The 19,852-nt window shown below is 44.4% G+C and carries 20 protein-coding genes and 1 pseudogene; all 21 read right to left on the bottom strand.

Annotation, left to right across the window (positions count from 1 at the left end):
* Positions 1–73: 73 nt before the first annotated feature.
* The gene (locus B3L97_RS07095) at positions 74–1,111 is read right to left on the bottom strand and encodes a M42 family metallopeptidase (protein ID WP_051461134.1); all 1,038 of its coding nucleotides are present in this window, start codon (positions 1,109–1,111) and stop codon (positions 74–76) included.
* An 18-nt stretch (positions 1,112–1,129) separates the two neighbouring features.
* Entirely contained in the window at positions 1,130–2,110 is a 981-nt protein-coding gene (locus tag B3L97_RS07100) for an ABC transporter ATP-binding protein (RefSeq protein ID WP_024822054.1), read from the bottom strand.
* Between the two features lie 11 nt (positions 2,111–2,121).
* Positions 2,122–3,111, bottom strand: a complete 990-nt coding sequence (locus tag B3L97_RS07105) for an ABC transporter ATP-binding protein (protein ID WP_286934670.1) — start codon at positions 3,109–3,111, stop codon at positions 2,122–2,124.
* A gap of 19 nt (positions 3,112–3,130) precedes the next feature.
* The gene (locus B3L97_RS07110) at positions 3,131–4,000 is read right to left on the bottom strand and encodes an ABC transporter permease (RefSeq protein ID WP_024822052.1); all 870 of its coding nucleotides are present in this window, start codon (positions 3,998–4,000) and stop codon (positions 3,131–3,133) included.
* 10 nt (positions 4,001–4,010) lie between these two features.
* Entirely contained in the window at positions 4,011–4,940 is a 930-nt protein-coding gene (nikB, locus tag B3L97_RS07115) for a nickel ABC transporter permease (RefSeq protein WP_024822051.1), read from the bottom strand.
* A gap of 118 nt (positions 4,941–5,058) precedes the next feature.
* Entirely contained in the window at positions 5,059–6,579 is a 1,521-nt protein-coding gene (locus tag B3L97_RS07120) for an ABC transporter substrate-binding protein (protein WP_286934671.1), read from the bottom strand.
* 626 nt (positions 6,580–7,205) lie between these two features.
* Positions 7,206–8,060: an HIRAN domain-containing protein gene (locus tag B3L97_RS07125; RefSeq protein WP_286846772.1), complete on the bottom strand. Its 855-nt coding sequence runs from the start codon at positions 8,058–8,060 to the stop codon at positions 7,206–7,208.
* 115 nt (positions 8,061–8,175) lie between these two features.
* The gene (locus B3L97_RS10045; protein WP_084043879.1) at positions 8,176–8,544 is read right to left on the bottom strand and encodes a DUF192 domain-containing protein; all 369 of its coding nucleotides are present in this window, start codon (positions 8,542–8,544) and stop codon (positions 8,176–8,178) included.
* A gap of 1 nt (position 8,545) precedes the next feature.
* The gene (locus tag B3L97_RS07130; RefSeq protein ID WP_024822047.1) at positions 8,546–9,436 is read right to left on the bottom strand and encodes a type II secretion system F family protein; all 891 of its coding nucleotides are present in this window, start codon (positions 9,434–9,436) and stop codon (positions 8,546–8,548) included.
* 12 nt (positions 9,437–9,448) lie between these two features.
* Positions 9,449–10,375 carry a type II secretion system F family protein gene (locus tag B3L97_RS07135; protein WP_024822046.1) on the bottom strand — a complete coding sequence of 309 codons (927 nt, stop codon included), beginning with the start codon at positions 10,373–10,375 and terminating at the stop codon, positions 9,449–9,451.
* A 2-nt stretch (positions 10,376–10,377) separates the two neighbouring features.
* Entirely contained in the window at positions 10,378–11,721 is a 1,344-nt protein-coding gene (locus tag B3L97_RS07140; protein ID WP_024822045.1) for a CpaF family protein, read from the bottom strand.
* Positions 11,718–12,836 carry a response regulator gene (locus B3L97_RS07145; RefSeq protein WP_286934672.1) on the bottom strand — a complete coding sequence of 373 codons (1,119 nt, stop codon included), beginning with the start codon at positions 12,834–12,836 and terminating at the stop codon, positions 11,718–11,720. The genes B3L97_RS07140 and B3L97_RS07145 overlap by 4 nt, the downstream gene beginning before the upstream one ends.
* A complete protein-coding gene (locus B3L97_RS07150; protein WP_024822043.1) occupies positions 12,833–13,987 on the bottom strand; it encodes a type II and III secretion system protein family protein in 1,155 nt (384 codons plus the stop codon). The genes B3L97_RS07145 and B3L97_RS07150 overlap by 4 nt, the downstream gene beginning before the upstream one ends.
* The gene (gene cpaB, locus B3L97_RS07155) at positions 13,987–14,856 is read right to left on the bottom strand and encodes a Flp pilus assembly protein CpaB (protein ID WP_286934673.1); all 870 of its coding nucleotides are present in this window, start codon (positions 14,854–14,856) and stop codon (positions 13,987–13,989) included. Before cpaB ends, B3L97_RS07150 begins: the two co-directional genes overlap by 1 nt.
* Positions 14,857–14,872: 16 nt before the next feature.
* A complete protein-coding gene (locus B3L97_RS07160) occupies positions 14,873–15,892 on the bottom strand; it encodes a pilus assembly protein TadG-related protein (protein ID WP_156923346.1) in 1,020 nt (339 codons plus the stop codon).
* A gap of 5 nt (positions 15,893–15,897) precedes the next feature.
* Positions 15,898–16,296 carry a TadE/TadG family type IV pilus assembly protein gene (locus B3L97_RS07165; protein ID WP_024822040.1) on the bottom strand — a complete coding sequence of 133 codons (399 nt, stop codon included), beginning with the start codon at positions 16,294–16,296 and terminating at the stop codon, positions 15,898–15,900.
* 14 nt (positions 16,297–16,310) lie between these two features.
* The gene (locus B3L97_RS07170; RefSeq protein WP_286934674.1) at positions 16,311–16,787 is read right to left on the bottom strand and encodes an A24 family peptidase; all 477 of its coding nucleotides are present in this window, start codon (positions 16,785–16,787) and stop codon (positions 16,311–16,313) included.
* A 90-nt stretch (positions 16,788–16,877) separates the two neighbouring features.
* Positions 16,878–17,054 carry a Flp family type IVb pilin gene (locus B3L97_RS07175; RefSeq protein ID WP_286934676.1) on the bottom strand — a complete coding sequence of 59 codons (177 nt, stop codon included), beginning with the start codon at positions 17,052–17,054 and terminating at the stop codon, positions 16,878–16,880.
* A gap of 248 nt (positions 17,055–17,302) precedes the next feature.
* The gene (locus B3L97_RS07180) at positions 17,303–17,974 is read right to left on the bottom strand and encodes a response regulator transcription factor (protein ID WP_024822037.1); all 672 of its coding nucleotides are present in this window, start codon (positions 17,972–17,974) and stop codon (positions 17,303–17,305) included.
* Positions 17,974–19,119 carry a sensor histidine kinase gene (locus B3L97_RS07185; protein WP_286934678.1) on the bottom strand — a complete coding sequence of 382 codons (1,146 nt, stop codon included), beginning with the start codon at positions 19,117–19,119 and terminating at the stop codon, positions 17,974–17,976. The genes B3L97_RS07180 and B3L97_RS07185 overlap by 1 nt, the downstream gene beginning before the upstream one ends.
* A gap of 244 nt (positions 19,120–19,363) precedes the next feature.
* Positions 19,364–19,852 (bottom strand): annotated as a pseudogene (locus B3L97_RS07190) (thiolase family protein); the annotation flags it as partial.

Below are 19,852 nucleotides of genomic sequence, written 5' to 3' on the forward strand. Positions count from 1 at the left end.
TCTCTGCAACAAAAAGAAAAAGGCCACTCTGCGTCAGAGCGGCCTTTAAGAAGCGCTTCGTTATGAAAATCGGTTACTCACATACATAAGCTATGAGAAGTTTCGCAGTCTCCTCAATGGCCCGCACGTGGGTACGTTCGTAGTGATGAGTGGCATCAACGCCTGGTCCGAAACAGGCAAAATTTACGTTGAACCCGGCAACTGCGGCTAAACTGGCATCACTACCATAGCGATAATGAACATCTACACAATAGTCAATATTATGTTTTTCAGCCAAAGCTGCAAGACGTTTTCGGAAAGACAGATCATAAGGAGTACGGCTATCACGTGCCAATATGGTTACACATGTTTCTGAAGAAGCCGACGTATCTGTAACAATACCAATATCAAGGGCGGCAAACTCCGCCACCTTATCGGGAATGACAGAAATACCATGGCCTATCTCTTCATAGTTAGTAATGTAGAAGTGTGTAGTATGAGCTGGCGTTACTCCATTATCATATAGAGCTTTAATGGCCCCAAACATAAGGGCCACACAGGCCTTATCATCTAAATGACGAGATTTAATAAAGCCGGACTCAGTGATAACAGCCCGTGGCTGGAAAAAAACAAAATCTCCCACCCTGATTCCCAACGCCAAAACATCCTCTTTACTGGTTACTAATTCATCGAGGCGAACCTCCATAGTATCGTCATCCCTCTTCATATCGCGGACTTCATCTGAATATCCGTGAATAGAGGCTTTACATGGAAGAAGAGAGCCTGAATATTCTTTCCCTTCGGAAGTTCGTACAAGAAGATTTTCCCCTTCTACAGACCCCCAAGCAAAACCACCGATCTGGAGAAGCTTCAAACGGCCATTCCCCTTAATTTCTCTTACCACAGCACCAAGAGTATCCACATGAGCTGAAACCAAAACATGCCTTTCATCGTCAGCCCCCTGCAACGTTCCAATAAGAGCTCCTTTATTGGTTCTTACTGTAGGGATATTGAAGCGCTGAAACTCTTTTGCCACCCTCGACAGCGCTTCTTCACAATCTCCTCCCACAGATGGGATAGCGAGCAATTCAAGCATCAATGAATTTACATAATCCATATCAATGCAAAACATTTCAAAGAGCATCTCCTTTTAACATCCTGTCTCTAATAAATTTCTGGCGAAATGACATGCAACAAAATGCCCGTTATCAATCTCTCGCAATTCGGGAGTCCGCTGCTCACAAATATCTTGTCTGTAACGGCATCGACCAGCAAAACGGCACCCCTCTGGAGGTTCTACAGGGCTGGGAACATCTCCCTCTAGAATGATCCGATCTCGCTTCTGGTCTACTTTGGGAATGGGGATAGCAGACAAAAGAGCCTGCGTGTACGGATGAAGAGGGTCAGCAAAAATAGTTCTGTAGTCTGAAAGCTCCACTATCTTGCCAAGATACATTACCGCTATGCGATCAGAAACATGTTTAACCACGCTTAGATTATGAGCAATAAATATGTATGTATAGCCCCGTTCCTTTTTCAACGTATTGAGGAGGTTCAGAATCTGGGCTTGAATACAAACATCGAGTGCCGATACAGGCTCATCCAATACAATAAACTCCGGGTTGAGAGCCAAGGACCTCGCAATACCTATTCGTTGCCGCCGTCCCCCATCCAGCTCATGGGGATAGACATCTACCAAACGTTGGGCCAAACCCACCGTATCCATAAGGTCCAAAACTCGCTTATCTCGCTCCGCTTTGGAACGATAGACTCCATTGACGATGAGAGGCTCTGCTATAAGCTCTGCAACAGAGAGACGGGGGTTGAGTGACGAGTATGGATCCTGAAAGACTATCTGAACGTTTTTTCGCAACTCCTTCATTTGGCGTTTATTGTACTTCAGTATGTTATCGCCACGATAAATGACCTCTCCGTCAGTAGCGTCAAGAAGACGAATCATTACTCTGCCTAATGTGGATTTACCGCAACCTGACTCTCCCACTAGCCCTAACGTTTCTCCCTCGTACACGAAGAAAGAGACATCATCTACCGCGTGAAGCATTCCTTTTTTAGTCTGAAAATATTTTTTTAGATGATTTACTTCTATAAGTTTTTTTCGCGTCTCAGCCATAGTTTCTCCTCCTACCCTTTCTTCAGTCCGTTACAACAAACGGGGCAGGCCACAAAATGTCCCGGCTCTATCTCAAGCATCTCCGGCCTTTTTTGGGAACATTCAGGCTGAGCCATAGGACATCTGGGATGGAACGTACACCCTGAGGGCAAATTCGTAGGATCTGGCATTAAACCATGGATGACCTTTAGTTCTTCCTGATCGGCATCAAGATCCGGTATGGAATTGAAAAGCCCGTTTGTATAAGGGTGTAGGGGATTCGTGTATAGAGAGTGTGTATCAGCGTATTCCACTACGCTTCCTGCATACATAATAGCTACCTTATCGCAAATTTCTGCCACTACACCAAGATCGTGCGTAATTATGATTAAAGAGGTATTAAATTCTTTCTTCAAGTCTTTCATCAACTCAAGCACCTGAGCTTGAATCGTAACATCCAACGCCGTGGTAGGTTCGTCAGCGATGAGGAGCGTGGGATCACATGCAAGAGCAATGGCGATAACAACCCTTTGCCTCATTCCTCCGCTAAATTGATGGGGATAATCTCGAGCTCGTTCCGGTCGTATTCCCACTAACTCAAGCATTTTAACCGCTTTTTCCAGAGCTTCGTTTTTCGTCACCTTCTGGTGAAGCTCTATCATTTCAGCTATTTGCTCTCCTACTGGGATAACAGGGTTCAAAGATGTCATGGGATCCTGAAAAATCATAGCAATCTTTCCACCCCGAATATGACGTTTCTCTTCCTCGTTTTTAGCGATAAGGTCTTCGCCTTCAAACAAAATCTTCCCGCTTAAAATCCGTCCAGGAGGATTGGGGATCAGCTGCATTATGGAAAGAGCCGTTGTTGTTTTGCCAGCTCCAGTCTCTCCTACAAACCCCAAAGACTCTCCACGTCCAAGATGTAAATTTAAGTGCTCAACAGCACAAACAACGCCACTATCTGTTTCATAGTGCACCGTCAGGTCTTGAATATTGAGTAGGTATTCTTTCTTTTCTGTCATGAAACTCCCTCTCTTATCCTTAACGCTTCAGTTTAGGGTCGAGAGCATCCCGAAGCCCATCGCCTAGGAAATTCAAAGCCAATATGGTAATCATGATGGCCAAGCCAGGGAAGAGCGTCATATAGGGATAATCCCGAATATAGCCTCGTCCGCCAGAAAGCATAGCACCCCATTCCGGGACGGGAGGTTGAATGCCGAGTCCGATAAAGCTCAGGCCTGCAGCTGTTAGGATAGCAAAGGCGACGCCTAATGTGGCTTGTACGATGATAGGCGCCATGCAGTTTGGCAATATGTGCTTCATAATAATTCTAATATCGCCAGAACCCATCGCTTTAGCTGCTTCTACATATTCCTGGTTCCTTATAGAGAGCACGGAACCTCTCACTATACGTGCATAGCTTGGAATCGACGATATGCCCACGGCTATCATGAGATTAAAAAGTCCGGGGCCAAGAGAAGCTGCAATAGCGATAGCCAGCAAAATTTGTGGAATAGAAAGAAGAATATCCATAGATCTCATAATCGCGTTATCAACCCGCCCTCCGTAAAAGCCGGAGACAGCGCCCAAGAACCCGCCTATTACAACGGCAATACCTACGGCAATGAACCCTACCTGAAGAGAGATTCTGGAACCATATACAATGCGACTAAAAATGTCTCGGCCAAACTCATCTGTGCCGAAAACATATTTTCCGTTCGGAGCTTGGAAGGCATCTCTCAGGTGCTGTTTCGCATAGCCATAAGGCGCGATCACATCAGCAAAAATTGCAGTTATAAGGAGAACAACCACAATAGCTAATCCGAACATAGCAAGACGATTTTTCTTAAGGCGACGGAAAATTTCGCTCAAATTTCCTCGTTTCTTTTTCTTGGTTACGTTCATCTCCATCTCCTCCTCATTACCTGTACTGTGCCTTGATACGAGGATCGATCCATGCATAGATCAGGTCCACGAGGAGGTTCACTAAACTAAAGGCCACAGCAATATAAAGAACACCGCCTTGAACAACTGGGAAATCTCGCATTTTAATGGCTTCTACCATCAAACGGCCAACGCCAGGGATGGAGAAAATAGACTCTGTCAACACAGCCCCTCCCAAAAGCTGCCCAAACTGAATACCTGCAATGGTAATGACAGGGATAAGGGCATTAGGCAAAGCATGACGCCAAATAACCAAAGATTCCTTCTGACCTTTAGCTCGAACAGTTCGAATATAGTCTTGACGAATTACTTCCAGCATAGTGGAGCGAGTCATTCGCGTAATAATGGCCACTCCCTGAGCTGCAAGAGTTATGGAAGGAAGGACCATGGCGCCAAAGGTGTCAAAACCTGAAGAAGGAAGCCAACTGAGGCGCACCGAGAAAAATAGAATCAAAAGCACTCCCAACCAGAAAACTGGCATGGAGATACCTACCATGGCGAAGATCATAGTAATGGAGTCGAACCACGAATATTGCTTTATTGCCGAGATAATCCCAAAAGGGATTCCAAGGATGATGGCTATGAACATAGAAAAGGCCGCCAACTTCAATGTAGCTGGGAAAACGGTCATAATCTCGCTGGTAACAGGCCGCTTTGTCATATAGGAACGGCCTATATCAGCATTCGTTACCGCCTTGTACAGGTAACGACCAAACTGTACGATAAAAGGATCATTTAACCCTTCTGTTTCGCGAAATGCTTCTATGGCCTCTTCGGTCGCCATATCCCCTAAAACCATCCGAGCCGGATCCCCGGGAGTGAAGTAAAGGAGGGAAAAGACAATAAAAGCAACCCCGATCAGGACGGGGACAAGAGATAGAATTCTTTTAACAACATACTTGAGCATTCTTTCTTCCTCCTGAAACATAACAATTGCAGGGACAATAGATCTGCCCCTGCAATCATCTACATAAACTTACCTAAATAGAAAGGAGCACATCACAAACAATAAATATAATTATTTATTATTCAAAATAAACGTTATACAGTTCGTGATATCCTCGAGGGCTGGGGCGGAACCCTTTCACATTTTTCTGAAGTCCGCAGATCTGTTCATCATTCAACAGATAAACCCACGGGCGTTTTTCATTCAACTGGAGCTGTAACTCCTTATAAAGAGCCTCTCTTTCAGAGCCATCGGGAAGAGTTTTTCCCTGCTCTATAAGGGCATCTACTTCGGGATCGCCAAAAAAGGCGAAGTTCATTTTCCCCTTCATAGAGGAATGGAAGACACCAGCCACAGCAAAGTCTGGATCTGGAACAGATGCAGTCCAACCAACAATAAACATGTCGTGTTTAGCTTCTTTAAGGCCATCAAGATACGCGCCCCACTCCAGAACTTTAATTTCTACAGTAATGCCAAGTTCCTGAAGCTGGCTTTGAATAATCGTGGCCATGTCCACGCGCTCTTTTTTATCGTTTGTCCATATTTCAGCTTTAAAACCATCTTTATATCCAGCCTCTTCAAGAAGCTTCTGTGCCGTCTCAATATTGGGTTCGGGAATAGAAAGAGACTTATCGTAATACTTCACATTGGGAGCAAAAGGTCCGGCAGGAGCCTGCCCTACTCCACGATAAACAGCTTGGTTAATACCGACTGTGTCAAGGGCCATATTTATAGCTTGGCGGACCCGCACATCATCGAAAGGCTTCTTAGAACAGTTAAAGCCAAGATACGTTGTGGAGTTATCCATAACCCTCATAAGTTTCAGGTTCGGATTTTCTTCCACCCGTTTAATATCATTGGTAGTAATTTGATAGGCAATATCCACTGCACCGCTTTCAAGCTCAATGGTACGACTTGTGGGCTCAGTAATAGCCCGGATGACAAGGGTCTTATACGCAGGTTTATTCCCGTGAAAATCATCGAATCTCTCAAGAACAATTCGATCACCTCTCGCCCATTCGGCAAACTTGAAAGGGCCCGTTCCTATAGGCTGCATACCGTAGTTATCTCCTGCAGCCTCTACGACTTTGGCATTCATTATGCTCCCCCACGTATGACTTAAAGAGGCAAGGAAAGGAGTGGAGGAACGTTTTGTCTTAATTTCTACAGTGTAATCATCAACAACAGAGACTGACTCTACTTCACTGGAATAGTTCTGAATAGCAGCTCCTTTAGGGGACATTGCCCGCTCAATGGAGTATTTCACGTCGCTAGCTTTCAGTTCTTCTCCATTATGAAACCTGACACCTTTGAGAAGATAGAAGCGATATGTGACATCGTCAAGCTTTTCCCATTTCTCTGCAAGCTGGGGAACCACATTATTCGCATCGTCAAGAGCAATAAGCGTCTCATACATCTGCATCATCGCGCCAGAAGAAGCTACATCGTTGGTTGCATGAGGATCCATAGTCTTTGCATCATAAATATTCGCCACAATAAGAGTATCTTTCTTACTCTCGGCAAACCCTGCTGAAGCAACAAACAGCATAACTAACAACAACCCTGCCACTACAAAGAAACGTTTCCTACCTCTGTTCATTCTTTCATCTCCTTTGATTTGATAATAGGAATTGCACATATTTGTAATTGCAAATAACATCTTTGCATTCATTTTTTTAATATCTCTGTTCAAAACTGGATTTACTAGTTCGATGGAAGGGTTTTTGTAGTAACCACTTATACAAGGTCGTTGAACTGAAGTCAATAGCCAAAAAATTTTTACCTTTTATTTCATAGAGTATATTCTTAGAACAATTTCTATATTATTATGCACCCCAAAAAAGAAAGTCTACATTTATAACATGCGAAGTAGGGTGATCCGTAATAAAACTGCTAAGGAACAAAAAGAGGACCTGCATTTATAACAGGTCCTCAGAAAAACCAAAACGATCTGTAAAAGGGGGGGAGATCTTTTTGGCGTGTATGATATAACTTTTTTGCATATATCTTATTCTAGCATAAAATATTTTTTATGCCCTCCTTTTTCTTATCGAATTTGAGGTTCAAAAACGACATTGCTCTCGACTCCCTTATAAGATCAATAAAAATACATATAGCAGCATCGAAGCCAATGTTAGTTTTGTCTCGGGCTCCGTATAAAACTCATAAAAAAGGCTGCCTTTTGAAAGGCAGCCTTTTAATAAAAATATTGTTTACAAATCCATTTTATTCCATCCCGTCTCCAAAAGACAAATCCCACTGATCCATATCCAACTCCATATCCTGATCCACCATATCGTCCATATCTTCTTCCCCCAACACATCCCATGGTCTCTCTTCGGGAGAAGCTACATCACTTTCTTCTGCAGACAGGTTTTTTTCCAATTGTCTTTTGTTCGACAGGTTTTTGAGACGAGGGTTCTCTCTGCCCGGCACGTTAAGATAAATTTCCAGACGGCAACCGCGCTTGTGAGCTGTCCCTTCTTTAGGGATACTGGTTATCATTCCCTCCACTGGAAGATTTTTCTCTATGGCAGGGACAATAAGTTCCGTCACTTCTCCAGGCAAATAGCCTATAACCTCTTTTTGCTCAGTCGAAACCGCTATTTGGTCATTATCAGGATTCATAGATAACAAAACGATATCGCCAACTCGGCACTCTTTCAAAATTTCTTGGCGGGACCGTCCATTTTCGTTCTTAGCTACAGTATCCATCACCCTTGAGTGAATGGAACGGTCCTCTAGAGGGGATCTCTCCTCCTTAGAACACTCAACGCTAGAACAAACCTTACTATACAAGTCAGACACAAGACAGAGCCTGGAAAAAAAGGTTTCTACAACATTTTTCAAGGGGAACTTCTTCACGAGAGCAACTCCCCGCGATGGATCCTGAAACTCGATATAAAGATATGTGATTCCTTGAGGCGATGTTTCGAGGCGGGAAATTTCACCTTCTCCGTAGATGTTGTGTACGATGGTAGATCCTGCAAGCAATTGAACGTCTTCACCGTTTTCTTCCAAATACTTCCGCACTTTGTCCAGAGAAATCTCTTTCAATGTTTCTCTCGTTCGGGTCGTCATGCGACTCACCATCCTCTGGTATAACATTCTGTGCGGACATTATAAACTACTTTTCTCTTTTGAAAAGGGGGCTAAAGATAGAATGTTGAGAAAAAATATCAGATGAGAATATACGCTAACTGGAAGATATCTTTTTAAAAATAATCTTTGAACCAATCTCTATTCTTTTATGGGGAATTTCACCGGCAGGACACTCTACCACCATAGAAGCCCCAGGGCACCAGGAACATCTCCATGGAGACAAATTCCAACGAACACATAGAATTCGACATTCATCGTTGAGGAAAAATATGTCGAGAGGGAAACGCATACAAAATGTATGTATAGAATTACAAGGAATCAAAATCAAGCCACACTTTTTTTCGGGAGGACATAACATAAGACCCCGGAAACGACTCATAAAGGAGTCTGCACAAAATAAGGGGGAGAAGAGAAAATCCCCCTGAGCGTTTAAAAGACTCAACGGATGTTTTTGCATCAACATATCATCTCTTGGCAAAGGTTTCCATGATCGATATAAAAGCCGGGCCTAGAATAACCACAAACAACGATGGAAAAATAAAGAGAATCATAGGGAAAAGAATTTTTATAGGCGCTTTCCGGGCATGTTCTTCCGCTTTCAGCCTCCGGAAACGTTTTAAAGATCCAGCCTGGCTCCGAAGCACATCGCTCACAGAGACCCCCAACTCTTCGGCTTGGATAAGACTTGTAATAAAATGGCGAACTTCCTCCATGGGCAATCTTTCTTCAATGCCCCGAAGAGCTGTCTGGCGATTTTCTCCCAAGCTGATTTCATGAAGAGCCCGAGCAAAACTCTCTCCCATAGGGCCACGAAGCCTCTCGGCTACGCGTGCCATAGCCGCATCAAGGCCAAGCCCTGCTTCTACACTCACCACCATAAGGTCCATAACATCTGGGAGCTGGTTACGAGCCAACATCTGACGCTCTTTTCCTTTTTTGGTAATCCATATTCCAGGAATCAGATACCCTAGGGCTCCGAGAATAAAAGCTCCTGAAATACGCAACGGTATGGGAAGAATAAATAGAGACACTATAGCTGTAATCAAGGCAAAGGAAACCTTCATACCAGCTAAAACTTCTCCTCGCACTCCCAAGGGACGACCAGCAATAACACAATAACGGTCCATACGTGCAATAGCTTCTTTAGGGAACAGAAAACGGCCGACTCGACTTATTTTAACCTGCAAAGGTTCAACAACCCGCTCCTTAAAAGAGGCGATCTCTTCTTCCTCGTCACCGGCAAAACGAGCTGCCCTATCAAAAGAGTCTTCTTTCTGAGGAGAGATGATATTTAAAATCAGGAAGAGACATAATGTTACGACAAGCACCAAAAAAACAATCACTAAAATCTCCATATTTCTCCCCCCTTAATATCGAGGCTTAACGATACGTTGGATAACGAAAATACCAACGAGCCCAAAGAACACGGCTGTTCCCAGCATCTTTTGCCCAAAAGCTGTCTGAAATAAGGGGGTTAAATACCCGGGATTCATTATATTAATAATAACGGCCATAACCACTGGCAACACAGATATAATAAGGCCTTCAAGGCGTCCCTGAGATGTTAGTGCTCGCATCTGAGCTGCCACATCTTGACGATCTCGCATAACTCTCGCTATATTTTCTAAAATTTTCGCCAAGTTACCACCAATTTCTTTCTGAATCAAAATTGATGTTACTACAAGCTCAAGGTCCATACTTCCAACCCTTTCAACCCAGCGATTCAGAACATCTTCTAGATCCAGTCCCAATGAAATTTCAGCTACGACCTGCTGTAACGTATCTCCCAAGGGAGATTCAATTTGCGTAGCTGCATTCTGCAAAGATTGCAAAAAGCTGAATCCAGCTCGTAACCCTGATGAAAGCATATCGAGCATGGGCGGAATCTGACGCTCAAACTTTTGAAGGCGATGTTGCCTCCGAACTCGTATCATGACAATTGGAACAACAATAACAGCAACAAGGCCTACAGCAAGACCGAAGGGGCCGCGAAACATAAAAAGAAGGAATGGAACGACAATGAGAAGAGCGAGCCACAGAACAAAAGCTTCCTGCAGTTTAAGAGGTAGGTCCGCTTTTACAAGCTCGACTTCAAGCTTTTTCCGAAAAGAATCGGAAGTAAAACGTTTATTCCACTGCCTTTTTTCTTCCCCCTGCTTTTCTCGGTTGCCAGTAAACCATGACTCCGTTCTCGTCAGCTGATCTGTTTCTTCTCCCAATATTATTTTAGAAAAACCCCATGCCATCAAAAAGAGAAGCACTCCTATAACAAGAGCAAAAAGAACTCCTCCCATGCTTAGCTCCCCCTTTTAGCTCTCAAAACATCTTTAGGCAATGAGACACCAGCCATTTCGAACTTAAAGCTGCGGTGAGGCTGAATGCCTGTTGGATCAAGGTTACCCCGAATTCTGCCGGCGTCGTCAAACCCTTGATGATTAAAAACAAATAGATCTTGCATCTGAATTGTGTCGCCTTCCATACCTGTAATTTCCGAGATCGTGAGGACACGGCGAGTTCCATCTTTCAAACGCTCCTGATGGACAATAAGATCGATGCCAGAAGATATTTGCTCTCGAATGGCACGTATAGGCAGTTCCATCCCAGCCATAAGGACCATGCTTTCAAGACGGGAAAGTACATCTCGAGGTGAATTGGCATGAAGAGTAGTGAGAGATCCGTCGTGCCCTGTATTCATGGCTTGAAGCATATCAAAGGCCTCTTCACCCCGGCACTCTCCAACTATGATTCGGTCGGGTCTCATTCGCAGGGCGTTCCGAACCAGCATGCGGATAGTAATAGCCCCTGTCCCCTCTATATTTACAGGGCGAGATTCCATACGAACAACATGTTCCTGTTGCAAGCTCAATTCTGCTGCATCTTCGATAGTAACAATTCGTTCTCGGTTAGGGATAAAGCTAGAAAGCACGTTCAATGTTGTGGTTTTACCAGATCCTGTTCCGCCAGTGACAATAATATTGTATCGAGCTTCAGTAGCTACCCGTAAAAAACCTACCGATTCGTCAGAAAGAGTGCCGAGAGCAATAAGATCTTGCCCTGTAAAGGGCTCCCTTCTAAACTTCCGGACAGTTAACGTAGGCCCATCGATAGATATGGGCGGAATAACAGCATTGACACGAGACCCGTCTGGCAATCGCGCATCTACCATAGGGGAAGCTTCATCAATGCGCCGCCCTAACGGGGCCACTATCTTGTCGATAATGCGTCGGATATGGTCATCATCATTAAAAAACACATCGGCTGGCTCTATTTTCCCCCATCTCTCCATATATACACGGTCACAGCCGTTCACCATTACTTCCGTTACTGTGTCATCGTCAAGGAGGGGCTGAATAGGTCCATACCCGAAAACTTCGTTCAGGAGGTCATCGTGAAGACGACTCAGCTCTAATGCATTCAGTCCCCGAACTTCTTCGAGCATCGATTGAATTTCAAGGGTAATCTGCTCTTTGACAAGAGTGGACTTCCCCCAATCTGGCTGAGAAGTTATTTCCTCCATATCCACTTCGTCTGCTAAGCGAGACAATACCCGCCGATAGGTTTCTCGATACAGATCTGATACGCTTCCACGACCTCGCCGTTGCCCTAGTGTGTCTCCTGCCAAACGGCGTAAAAGGCTCATGATACCTTCACCTTCTCTCGAGCCATAAAGCCCGAAGCCATCTCCTTTATTGTTTTGGAATAAGGCGATCGAGGCTGATCAATAATAAGGGGATCTCCTTTCAGCCACCCATCTTCGATTTTTTCGTCGAATGGCAAAATTCCTTTCACTGGATATTCTTTTTGTATCTTTTCAATAATAGATCGGTCTTCCCTTCGCGCTTTATTGAGAATAACGCCTCTCTCTATCCATGGGATTCGCAGCTGATCGAGCACTCCTGTAATAAGATGTAAATTTTTAACGCCCGTACAACTGCAATCAGTCACGAGCCATAAACGCTGACAGGCTTCTGCCAATTCCAACGTCATTTCATCAAGCAAACGATGGAGGTCTACAATAACGAAATCGAAACGGTCAGAAAGAGCTTGCAAAAGCCTATTTCCCATCCCCGGTTTTATAAGCTCTGCCTGAACCGGATTCTTAGCGGTAGGCATAATCATAAGATTATTAGGGCCAAAGGTTAGATAGCGTTCTCCATCCACCGTCCCACTTAGACATTCGTTAGCCCAATGGGTCCAGCTCAGCTCATAGGGAGTATTTAAAAGAAAGGCTATATCCCCCATAAAAAGATCTCCATCTATTAAAGCGGTGCGTTTCCCCATCATGGCGAGCTGAGAAGCAAAAGAGATGGAAAAGGAAGAACCACCTGCGCCACCCCGGCAACTCCAAACAGCGATACATTCGGCTTGATGAGAACCGCCTCTAGAGGCTGCCTCAGCATTTACACGCCTAATAGCATCTACGAGCTCTACGCCAGTAAAGGGTTTTAAAAGGTAATCACGCGCACCAGCCTGCATAGCTTTCCGCAAGAAAGCCACATCTTTTTGCACTGAAATCATGATGATCCCTGGATGAGCAGGCATTTCCGCCAATTTTTCTGCCAGATCAGGCCCATCTCCATCTGGCAATTGCACGTCAAGAAGCAAAATCGAAGGTCTGAGGCGAGTAACAGTCTCCATAACCCCATCAAGGCAGTCGCTTTCACCAATGAGTTCCATATCAGGCTCCATAGCAATCATGCCACGAATAACTTCACGGGTTATAGCATCATCATCTACAACAAAAATTCGTATCATAGACCCACCACCTCCGGAGTTACAGTAATTACAAGCTCTGTTTCATCGTTCGTAAACTCTCTGCTCTTAAATAGCTCTCCAATAATAGGAATATCCCCTAACAAGGGTATCTTTTTTACGAGCTTCGATTGTTTATTGTCGAGAAGCCCTCCAACAACCAGAGATTCATTATGGGCGAGTCGAACTTTATTCGCTATTTTCCGGCTACGAATAGCAGGTATCTTAATACCCTCGGTTTCCACAGCATTCTCCCAATCTATCTCGCTCACTTCAGCCTCAAAGGAGAGCCATATCTCCCCCAGTCCATCTAATTCAGGCGTAAACTTCAAAATAACCCCATAGGGCTTCCATTCCACTTTTATCTCGTTATTATCCACCCCAACAGGCACCGGAATTTCTCCACCTACGTTAAGAGAAGCCTCTTCTCCGCTCAAGGTTGTCAAGTACGGCTTGCTCAATATTTTTGCTTGCTTGTTCTCTACAAGAGCGTTGATGCGTGCGTTGATTTTGGCAGAATAGTCAGCGTCTTTTGAGTAATCAAGGATATGTCCTATGTCTGGCGCAAGGTCAAAAATACCCCAAAAACTCCCCTCTCTTCCTTCAAGACGCTTCATTCCAAGCAAATCTCCATCCTGCTTTTTAATTTCCATTACAATAGCCCTGAGCTTAATTTGAGGAGCATCGTCTACATCAAGTAGATTAATTATTTTTTCTCCAAAGGCGCCTGCTATCGCAGCAGCCCTTAGTCTATCGCGAGGAGTCTTTACCTTCCCTTCCAGCACTACTGCGTTTCCTCGAACTGTTACCTCCACATTTTCTGCTTTTAAAAGTTCTTTCAATTCCCATGTGGGCGCATCGCTTGCTGGATGGACCATCACTTTTTCCATATGCATGCCCTTACTGTCCCAAACGATTAAGGCTGCGCCGCCAGTCGCTTTCCCCGTTAGAAGAATCTGACTTTTATCTAAAGGAATCGCATCGAGAACGTCTGGGTTTCCCACAGAAATCCGGCTCACATTCTGATACTGTAAAACAGCACTATCCCCTACATCGAGGTTATAGGTTTCAGCAAAAGCGGGAAGGGCGCCTAAAACAATGAACAGGAACGCTAGAGCCATAAATATTTTTGTTTTTCTAACGAGGCAAGTCATCATCGAGACCTCCCATCAGAAGGAACTGTTACTGTGGTTATATTTCCAGGTTGAATCATTTCTATCTTCCACCCTTGAGGCGTTCTGGGAACCGCTTTCTTCACAGACCGTGCCTTTACCGGCTCCGCTGATGCTGTTTTTAACGGGGCAGGGTTACTCACGTCAGGCCCTCTATAAACAACTAATGACGTTGGTGTCTCTTCTTGGGCTGGTCGCAACGCCAGCCATAAATTTCCCAAACTTTGAGCCCATGCCGCAACCGCTGCTTCCTCTGGGGAAACCTCCACTACTGCTGTTTGTGCAACCATTTGTTTCTCTTTCGTACTCTCTTTTTCTTCTTTCCTCGCCATGACCCCGCCAATAGCAAGAACTTTTACTCGAGACAGAAGAAGTCGTGATGTAGGAGTTTCAACATCTTTTTCGCGATATACATGGAAAATATCAACATAATCTCCAGGTTTGAGCAGACCTCCAGTAGCCCGAACTTCATCGATAGGCAGGGCTATTGCCAACCGACCATTTGCAAGTTGGAAAGCAACTCCGAGCTTTTCTGGATCCAAGGATAATTTATTTTTCAGGACAGGGTCTCCTGTAGAGAGATCCATCATCGACGCCTTTCCTACCACATCGTCAAGAGAAAGCACTTCTTCTACTGGAATGCTGCTTCGAGACATACGCACAGCTTTTACATCTTCAGATGTAATAATGGAAAAAGCATCTTTGGGACGTGTCGCCACTACCACAGAAATAAGCTCTCGTTCTGCACGGGCAATTTTCTGTTTATAACTTCGTATCTGTTGGTACACAAGAAGTCCTGCCATGGTTCCCAACAACAGGGAAACAATTAGGAAAATGCCTCGCTTTTTCACGTCCTCACCTCACCTTTTATTGAATGAGCTTCACAGAATATCCGCCAAAGCTTCCACTTCCGCCACCAGCACTGTCTGGTATCACTTGCTCTACAAAACGACCAATAACTCGAGAGTCCTTACCCGTACCCTCCACACCTTCTAGGAAAAAATTAGCAAAACCGATAACTCGAACCTGTTTGCGGCCATGTACATCCCACTCAGCCACTACAGGCAACGTAATGAGGCGAGGGCTTTCATATAACTCATCGAGATGGGTCACATACCAGTCCCACGAAATATGCCCATCTTGATCCAAAATGTAATCTACCCCTTCTTTAATAATTTCTAAGGCTATAATGTAATCAATTCCGTCTTCTGTGGGGCCAGACATATTTCCCGGTTCTGTAGTAACCATCATATTTTCTGTCACGATGGCGTCATAACCGTATTTGAGTTTTTCACGAAAGTTATTCGCGCCGTTCCCTCCAAAAGCCAGTGCGTGAAAATTCCCAAAGTGTTGATAGCCTGTCTCGTCAGGGTTTGTAGGATCATGAGGCCCAATCTTTAAAAGATATTGTTCTCCGAAAACAAAACCGCTTTCCGGTTCCTGAATACCTAAAGGACGAAGCCCCTTAACTGACGATGCGGCTGAAAGACGTGCCGAAGCTTCTGCCTGGACAGTACTGCTTTCAAAGCCTAAAATTCTGGCGAAGGTCATGGAAACATTTTCCTGTCCCAGTACATGGCATGTTTTAGTATCAGGGAAAGTTACAGAATAATTCCCCTCATTCCTATTCTCAGAAGCAATACTTGTCGCCACTTGAGTGGCAGCGCTTTCACGAATGCCTTGATCCACCATGGCATTTCCAAGCTCCCAAGCCCCCCCTAAACTTCCGGCATCAGCAGCAGCCTGCAATCTCCAACGACTCAACACGAGACGGCCGTAATCTAAAGAAAGGGCGCCAGCGCCAAGAAGCACTACCAAACTTCCCGCTACCCACACCAGAACAGCTCCCCTACTTCTCTTTAATTGCCTATGGCTCTCTTTTCTCATGTCTATCACTCCGATCTAAATGCCGCCTTGGCCTGGGCTGTCCAGTTAGGAGTAAGCCCTTTCACAAAAGCACTCAAAGGCGTTAAAAATGCGACCGGGGCCTGCACTGTAACCACATCTTCCTTATAGGTCCCTTTATCTACTTCTGTGACGTTCACAGATACCTTGTCTTCAGACCACCTGACGGCTAAAATTTCTTTGACTCGAGCCTCTACATCTGAAGCAGAACCTCCTACAGCTGCCAGACGGGCCCCTTCTCGAGCTCCGTGATTTAACGTAAGGTATTGCTGCATCATCAAACCGAAATCTATTATTCCCATCACGAGAAGAAGCAAAAGGGGCAACACTATGGCAAACTCAACTAACGCCTGCCCTTCACTTCGTTTTTTCAAAAGTCTTCTCATTTCATCACCCCCGCTCACAGCAGGAGATATATGGCATATCCCACGGCAATAGATAGGGCATAAGGTACTTTTTCTTTACGATGTTCCCGCCCCGACCTCCATATGCTTTTAAAAAAAACCCTGGGGCCTCCAGCTAAAGCCAGCCAAAAGCTCTGGTAATCTATACCTTTAAAAGCCAAGGCTATCACTAACACGCCACCGGCTATGGACGAATACAAAACGAGATTCAAAGCACCCGGCCACGCCACCACAGCCCCTGTAGCCGCCAAAAGTTTCACGTCACCCGCTCCCATGCCACCAAGTAAATAAGGGATGAGGAACCACACAAACCCCAACACTGCCCCTACAAGAGACATGGAAACAGAGCCCGTTACTCCATGAAAGCACAACGCCGCCACTAACAGCCCATAGGTGAGCCAATTAGGAACCTTTTTATATTTCATATCGTAAAAGCCAGCCCAACATACGACTGCCAGCACTCCCCACTCCATACAGCCCCTCCTGTTTTAGAAAGAAAGGGCAGGAAAAACCTGCCCTTCGCTCAAAAATCCTATCTTCAACAATAGCCACATAAACTCATATTATTCTGGTACTACAAGTTTTGCTCCTACTCCACTAAAAAGATTTTTAAGGGGTGTAACAAAAGTTAACCCTATTCCAACTAACACTGCTACAGAAATCAACGCTATAATCAATGCGTACTCCACCAACCCCTGGCCTTCCTCATCCCACACAAGGTTACGAAGTCTTTCTAGCATCTATAATCCCTCCCCTTCTCTGTATCTGCAAATATTTTTACTACTGTTTTACAATAATAATAATGGGTTAATGTTTTTTCATACATAACGGAAGTTTCATAAATAAGGTGGGGAGACTCACTAAAATAAAAGGAAGATTAACTTATAAATAAAGGAATATTTCCCGCCTGTACGAATACAAAGGAGAGTACAAGAGAGGCGGAGATTTTTCTCCGCCTCTCTACGTGTGTTATATATTTTATTTGGGTTTAATCTTTTTCAGAAAAGTCTGAAGGAGAGCGCTCAGGGAGGCCCCATTTCCAGGCAAGAGCTACTGCTTGCCCTTTTTCCTGTAATTGCAACTTCTTAAGAATTTGGCTTATATGGTTCTGTATCGTTTTATTTGAGAGGATCATTTGTTTGGCTATGTCTCTTGAGGAGAGTCCGTGAGAGACCCAATAGAGAATCTGTTTTTCTCTATTGGTGAGAAGATCCATTTTTTCTCGAAATTCTGCATGGGTAGAGAAAGATGTAAGGAGCTTCGAAGCTACCTTGGGATCCACATAGCTTCCACCTGAGGCGACGGTTCTTAATGCAATGAGCAATTCCGTCAAACCAGAGGATTTAAGCACATATCCTTCTATTCCGGCTCGGGATATGCGAGTTATTTGATTTTCTCCATCCAAGGCTGTAATGATAATAAATTTACAGGGGCATCCTTTCTTTTTGAGCTGTGTTACGACCTCTATACCATCAAACTTCGGCATGCGTATATCAAGCATTACTATTTGGGGGTTGGTTCGCTCTATAACATCTACAGTCTCTTGTCCATCTCTGGCTTCCCCTACAACTTCCAGATCAGATTCAAGGTCCAGAACTTTTCGAAGGCTTTCCCTGAACATATTATGATCATCTGCTATAACTATCGTAATTTTTTCCATCACATATCATCCTCCGGAAGTGGAACACTCATAGTTACAACTGTACCCTTACCCGGTGCGCTATCAATGGAAAAATTTCCTCCAAAAAGACGCGTTCGTTCCTCCATATTCATAAGCCCATAGGAACCTCGTGTTTGAGCTGCCATTCTGGCTTTATTCACGTCGAACCCCATACCATCGTCTGCTATACGTGCGCTAAAAGCCTCACTCCCTGAGCTCAACGTTATTTTGATGCTTTTGGCTTCACCTCTTTGTATGGCATTATCCATGGCCTGATGAATAATTTTAAACAGATTTGAACGAAGAGCCATGGGCAAAGCAACAATATCTCCAGAAGATTGGAATGTAATATCAACTCCATACCGATCGCTAGCCTGCTTTGCATATCGTTGAAGGGCTACATCAAGACCCTCCTCCAGGCCTTGCGGGTAGATCTGGAAGAGGAAAGCTCTTATGTCTGCCATCGCTTCCTGCATCTGTGTTTTCACTTTGCGAAATTCAGCCAAGGCTTCTTCAGTACGGCCTGTCTGAAAATAACGATCCGCTAAATCATAAAGCATAATAGCCCCCGACAGCCTTTGAGCCGGCCCATCGTGAAGGTCTCTGGCCAAAGTTCGACTGTCCCTTTCTGCCAGACTTAAAGCAGCAAGAAGAACGCTAAAGCTTTTTTCGTTACTATCTCCTAACATGGCATTTATAGACTGATCCCGAAGAAGCTCTAATGCTAGCCGAAATTTGTTCGCCATCTCATCGCTGCGAGCTAAATACTTTAAAATCTCTCGTTCTTCAAGGCTTAAATACTCTCGTTGTTGTTTTAAATTCCTCTCTCGTTCCTCGAAAGTTGCCAGCATTTTCATCAGATGTTCCGCTCGGTCATATGCCTGACGTTGAGAAGGCTCATCCCCTTCCCTTGTGGCATCTACTAACTTTTGCCGAGCAGATTTATACGCTTCCTCAGCCTTATCTGAAGCTTCTATAAGCTCGACAATGTTTTTTTGAACAAAATCAAATTTTTCGCGTATTTCCTTCAACCTAGTGGATTCTTGCTCTCGGATACCGGAAACACTGGCCAAATTCGATGAAATATACCCGCTTACTTTTTCGTGAATATTTTTCAACCTGGTATAAATCGAATCGCTTTTCATGGGCCTCCTCCGGTCTATAAATTTATTTTTAATAAAAACACCGCTAATCCATACATATTTCATAGAAAGTCAATAAATTATATCATGAAAAATCAATAAAGAATTTAATTTTTAATATTCAATTTTATAGGGCTATTGGTATTATACCAGCATCAACAGACAAGAGGAAAGGCTTTTACCTCGAAGAGAGGCAAAAGCCTTCATAACAAAAACAAACTTTAATTAACTTTAAGCGCAAGAAAGCTTAACGCAAACGCTGCACTACCATGGCTACCCCTTGCCCGCCACCAATGCAGGCACTGGCTATTCCCAACTCTTTATCTGCATGTTTAAGGGCGTAAAGAAGAGTTGTGAGTATTCTGGAGCCTGTCGCTCCGATAGGGTGTCCAAGAGCTATGGCGCCACCATGAATATTTAATTTATCCATGTTGAAGGGCATAATGCGATGGCAGGCGATAACTTGGGCTGCAAAGGCTTCATTAATCTCTATAAGATCCATCTCTTCCAAAGAGAGTCCGGCCATATCGAGAGCTTTCGGCATGGCAACTGTGGGGGATATTCCAAAAAGCGAGGCATCAATAGCAGCGTCAGCGTATCCCAAGATTCGAGCAATAGGAGTATATCCATTTTTCTGTGCCCACTCCTCATGGGCTACAACCACAGCACTACCAGCGTCGCATAGGGCAGAGCTGCTTCCGGCGGTAATTGTTCCTCCTTCTTTAAATATGGCAGG

The sequence above is a fragment of the Aminobacterium sp. UBA4834 genome, assembly GCF_002400205.1.
Lineage (GTDB): Bacteria > Synergistota > Synergistia > Synergistales > Aminobacteriaceae > Aminobacterium > Aminobacterium mobile.

Bases quoted from the DNA above. Each gene is read 5' to 3' on its own strand.
- B3L97_RS07095 (WP_051461134.1), bottom strand. From the start codon at position 1,111: ATGTTTTGCATTGATATGGATTATGTAAATTCATTGATGCTTGAATTG.
- B3L97_RS07100 (WP_024822054.1), bottom strand. From the start codon at position 2,110: ATGGCTGAGACGCGAAAAAAACTTATAGAAGTAAATCATCTAAAAAAA.
- B3L97_RS07105 (WP_286934670.1), bottom strand. From the start codon at position 3,111: ATGACAGAAAAGAAAGAATACCTACTCAATATTCAAGACCTGACGGTG.
- B3L97_RS07110 (WP_024822052.1), bottom strand. From the start codon at position 4,000: ATGGAGATGAACGTAACCAAGAAAAAGAAACGAGGAAATTTGAGCGAA.
- nikB (WP_024822051.1), bottom strand. From the start codon at position 4,940: ATGCTCAAGTATGTTGTTAAAAGAATTCTATCTCTTGTCCCCGTCCTG.
- B3L97_RS07120 (WP_286934671.1), bottom strand. From the start codon at position 6,579: ATGAACAGAGGTAGGAAACGTTTCTTTGTAGTGGCAGGGTTGTTGTTA.
- B3L97_RS07125 (WP_286846772.1), bottom strand. From the start codon at position 8,060: ATGACGACCCGAACGAGAGAAACATTGAAAGAGATTTCTCTGGACAAA.
- B3L97_RS10045 (WP_084043879.1), bottom strand. From the start codon at position 8,544: ATGTTGATGCAAAAACATCCGTTGAGTCTTTTAAACGCTCAGGGGGAT.
- B3L97_RS07130 (WP_024822047.1), bottom strand. From the start codon at position 9,436: ATGGAGATTTTAGTGATTGTTTTTTTGGTGCTTGTCGTAACATTATGT.
- B3L97_RS07135 (WP_024822046.1), bottom strand. From the start codon at position 10,375: ATGGGAGGAGTTCTTTTTGCTCTTGTTATAGGAGTGCTTCTCTTTTTG.
- B3L97_RS07140 (WP_024822045.1), bottom strand. From the start codon at position 11,721: ATGAGCCTTTTACGCCGTTTGGCAGGAGACACACTAGGGCAACGGCGA.
- B3L97_RS07145 (WP_286934672.1), bottom strand. From the start codon at position 12,836: ATGATACGAATTTTTGTTGTAGATGATGATGCTATAACCCGTGAAGTT.
- B3L97_RS07150 (WP_024822043.1), bottom strand. From the start codon at position 13,987: ATGACTTGCCTCGTTAGAAAAACAAAAATATTTATGGCTCTAGCGTTC.
- B3L97_RS07160 (WP_156923346.1), bottom strand. From the start codon at position 15,892: ATGAGAAAAGAGAGCCATAGGCAATTAAAGAGAAGTAGGGGAGCTGTT.
- B3L97_RS07165 (WP_024822040.1), bottom strand. From the start codon at position 16,296: ATGAGAAGACTTTTGAAAAAACGAAGTGAAGGGCAGGCGTTAGTTGAG.
- B3L97_RS07170 (WP_286934674.1), bottom strand. From the start codon at position 16,787: ATGGAGTGGGGAGTGCTGGCAGTCGTATGTTGGGCTGGCTTTTACGAT.
- B3L97_RS07175 (WP_286934676.1), bottom strand. From the start codon at position 17,054: ATGCTAGAAAGACTTCGTAACCTTGTGTGGGATGAGGAAGGCCAGGGG.
- B3L97_RS07180 (WP_024822037.1), bottom strand. From the start codon at position 17,974: ATGGAAAAAATTACGATAGTTATAGCAGATGATCATAATATGTTCAGG.
- B3L97_RS07185 (WP_286934678.1), bottom strand. From the start codon at position 19,119: ATGAAAAGCGATTCGATTTATACCAGGTTGAAAAATATTCACGAAAAA.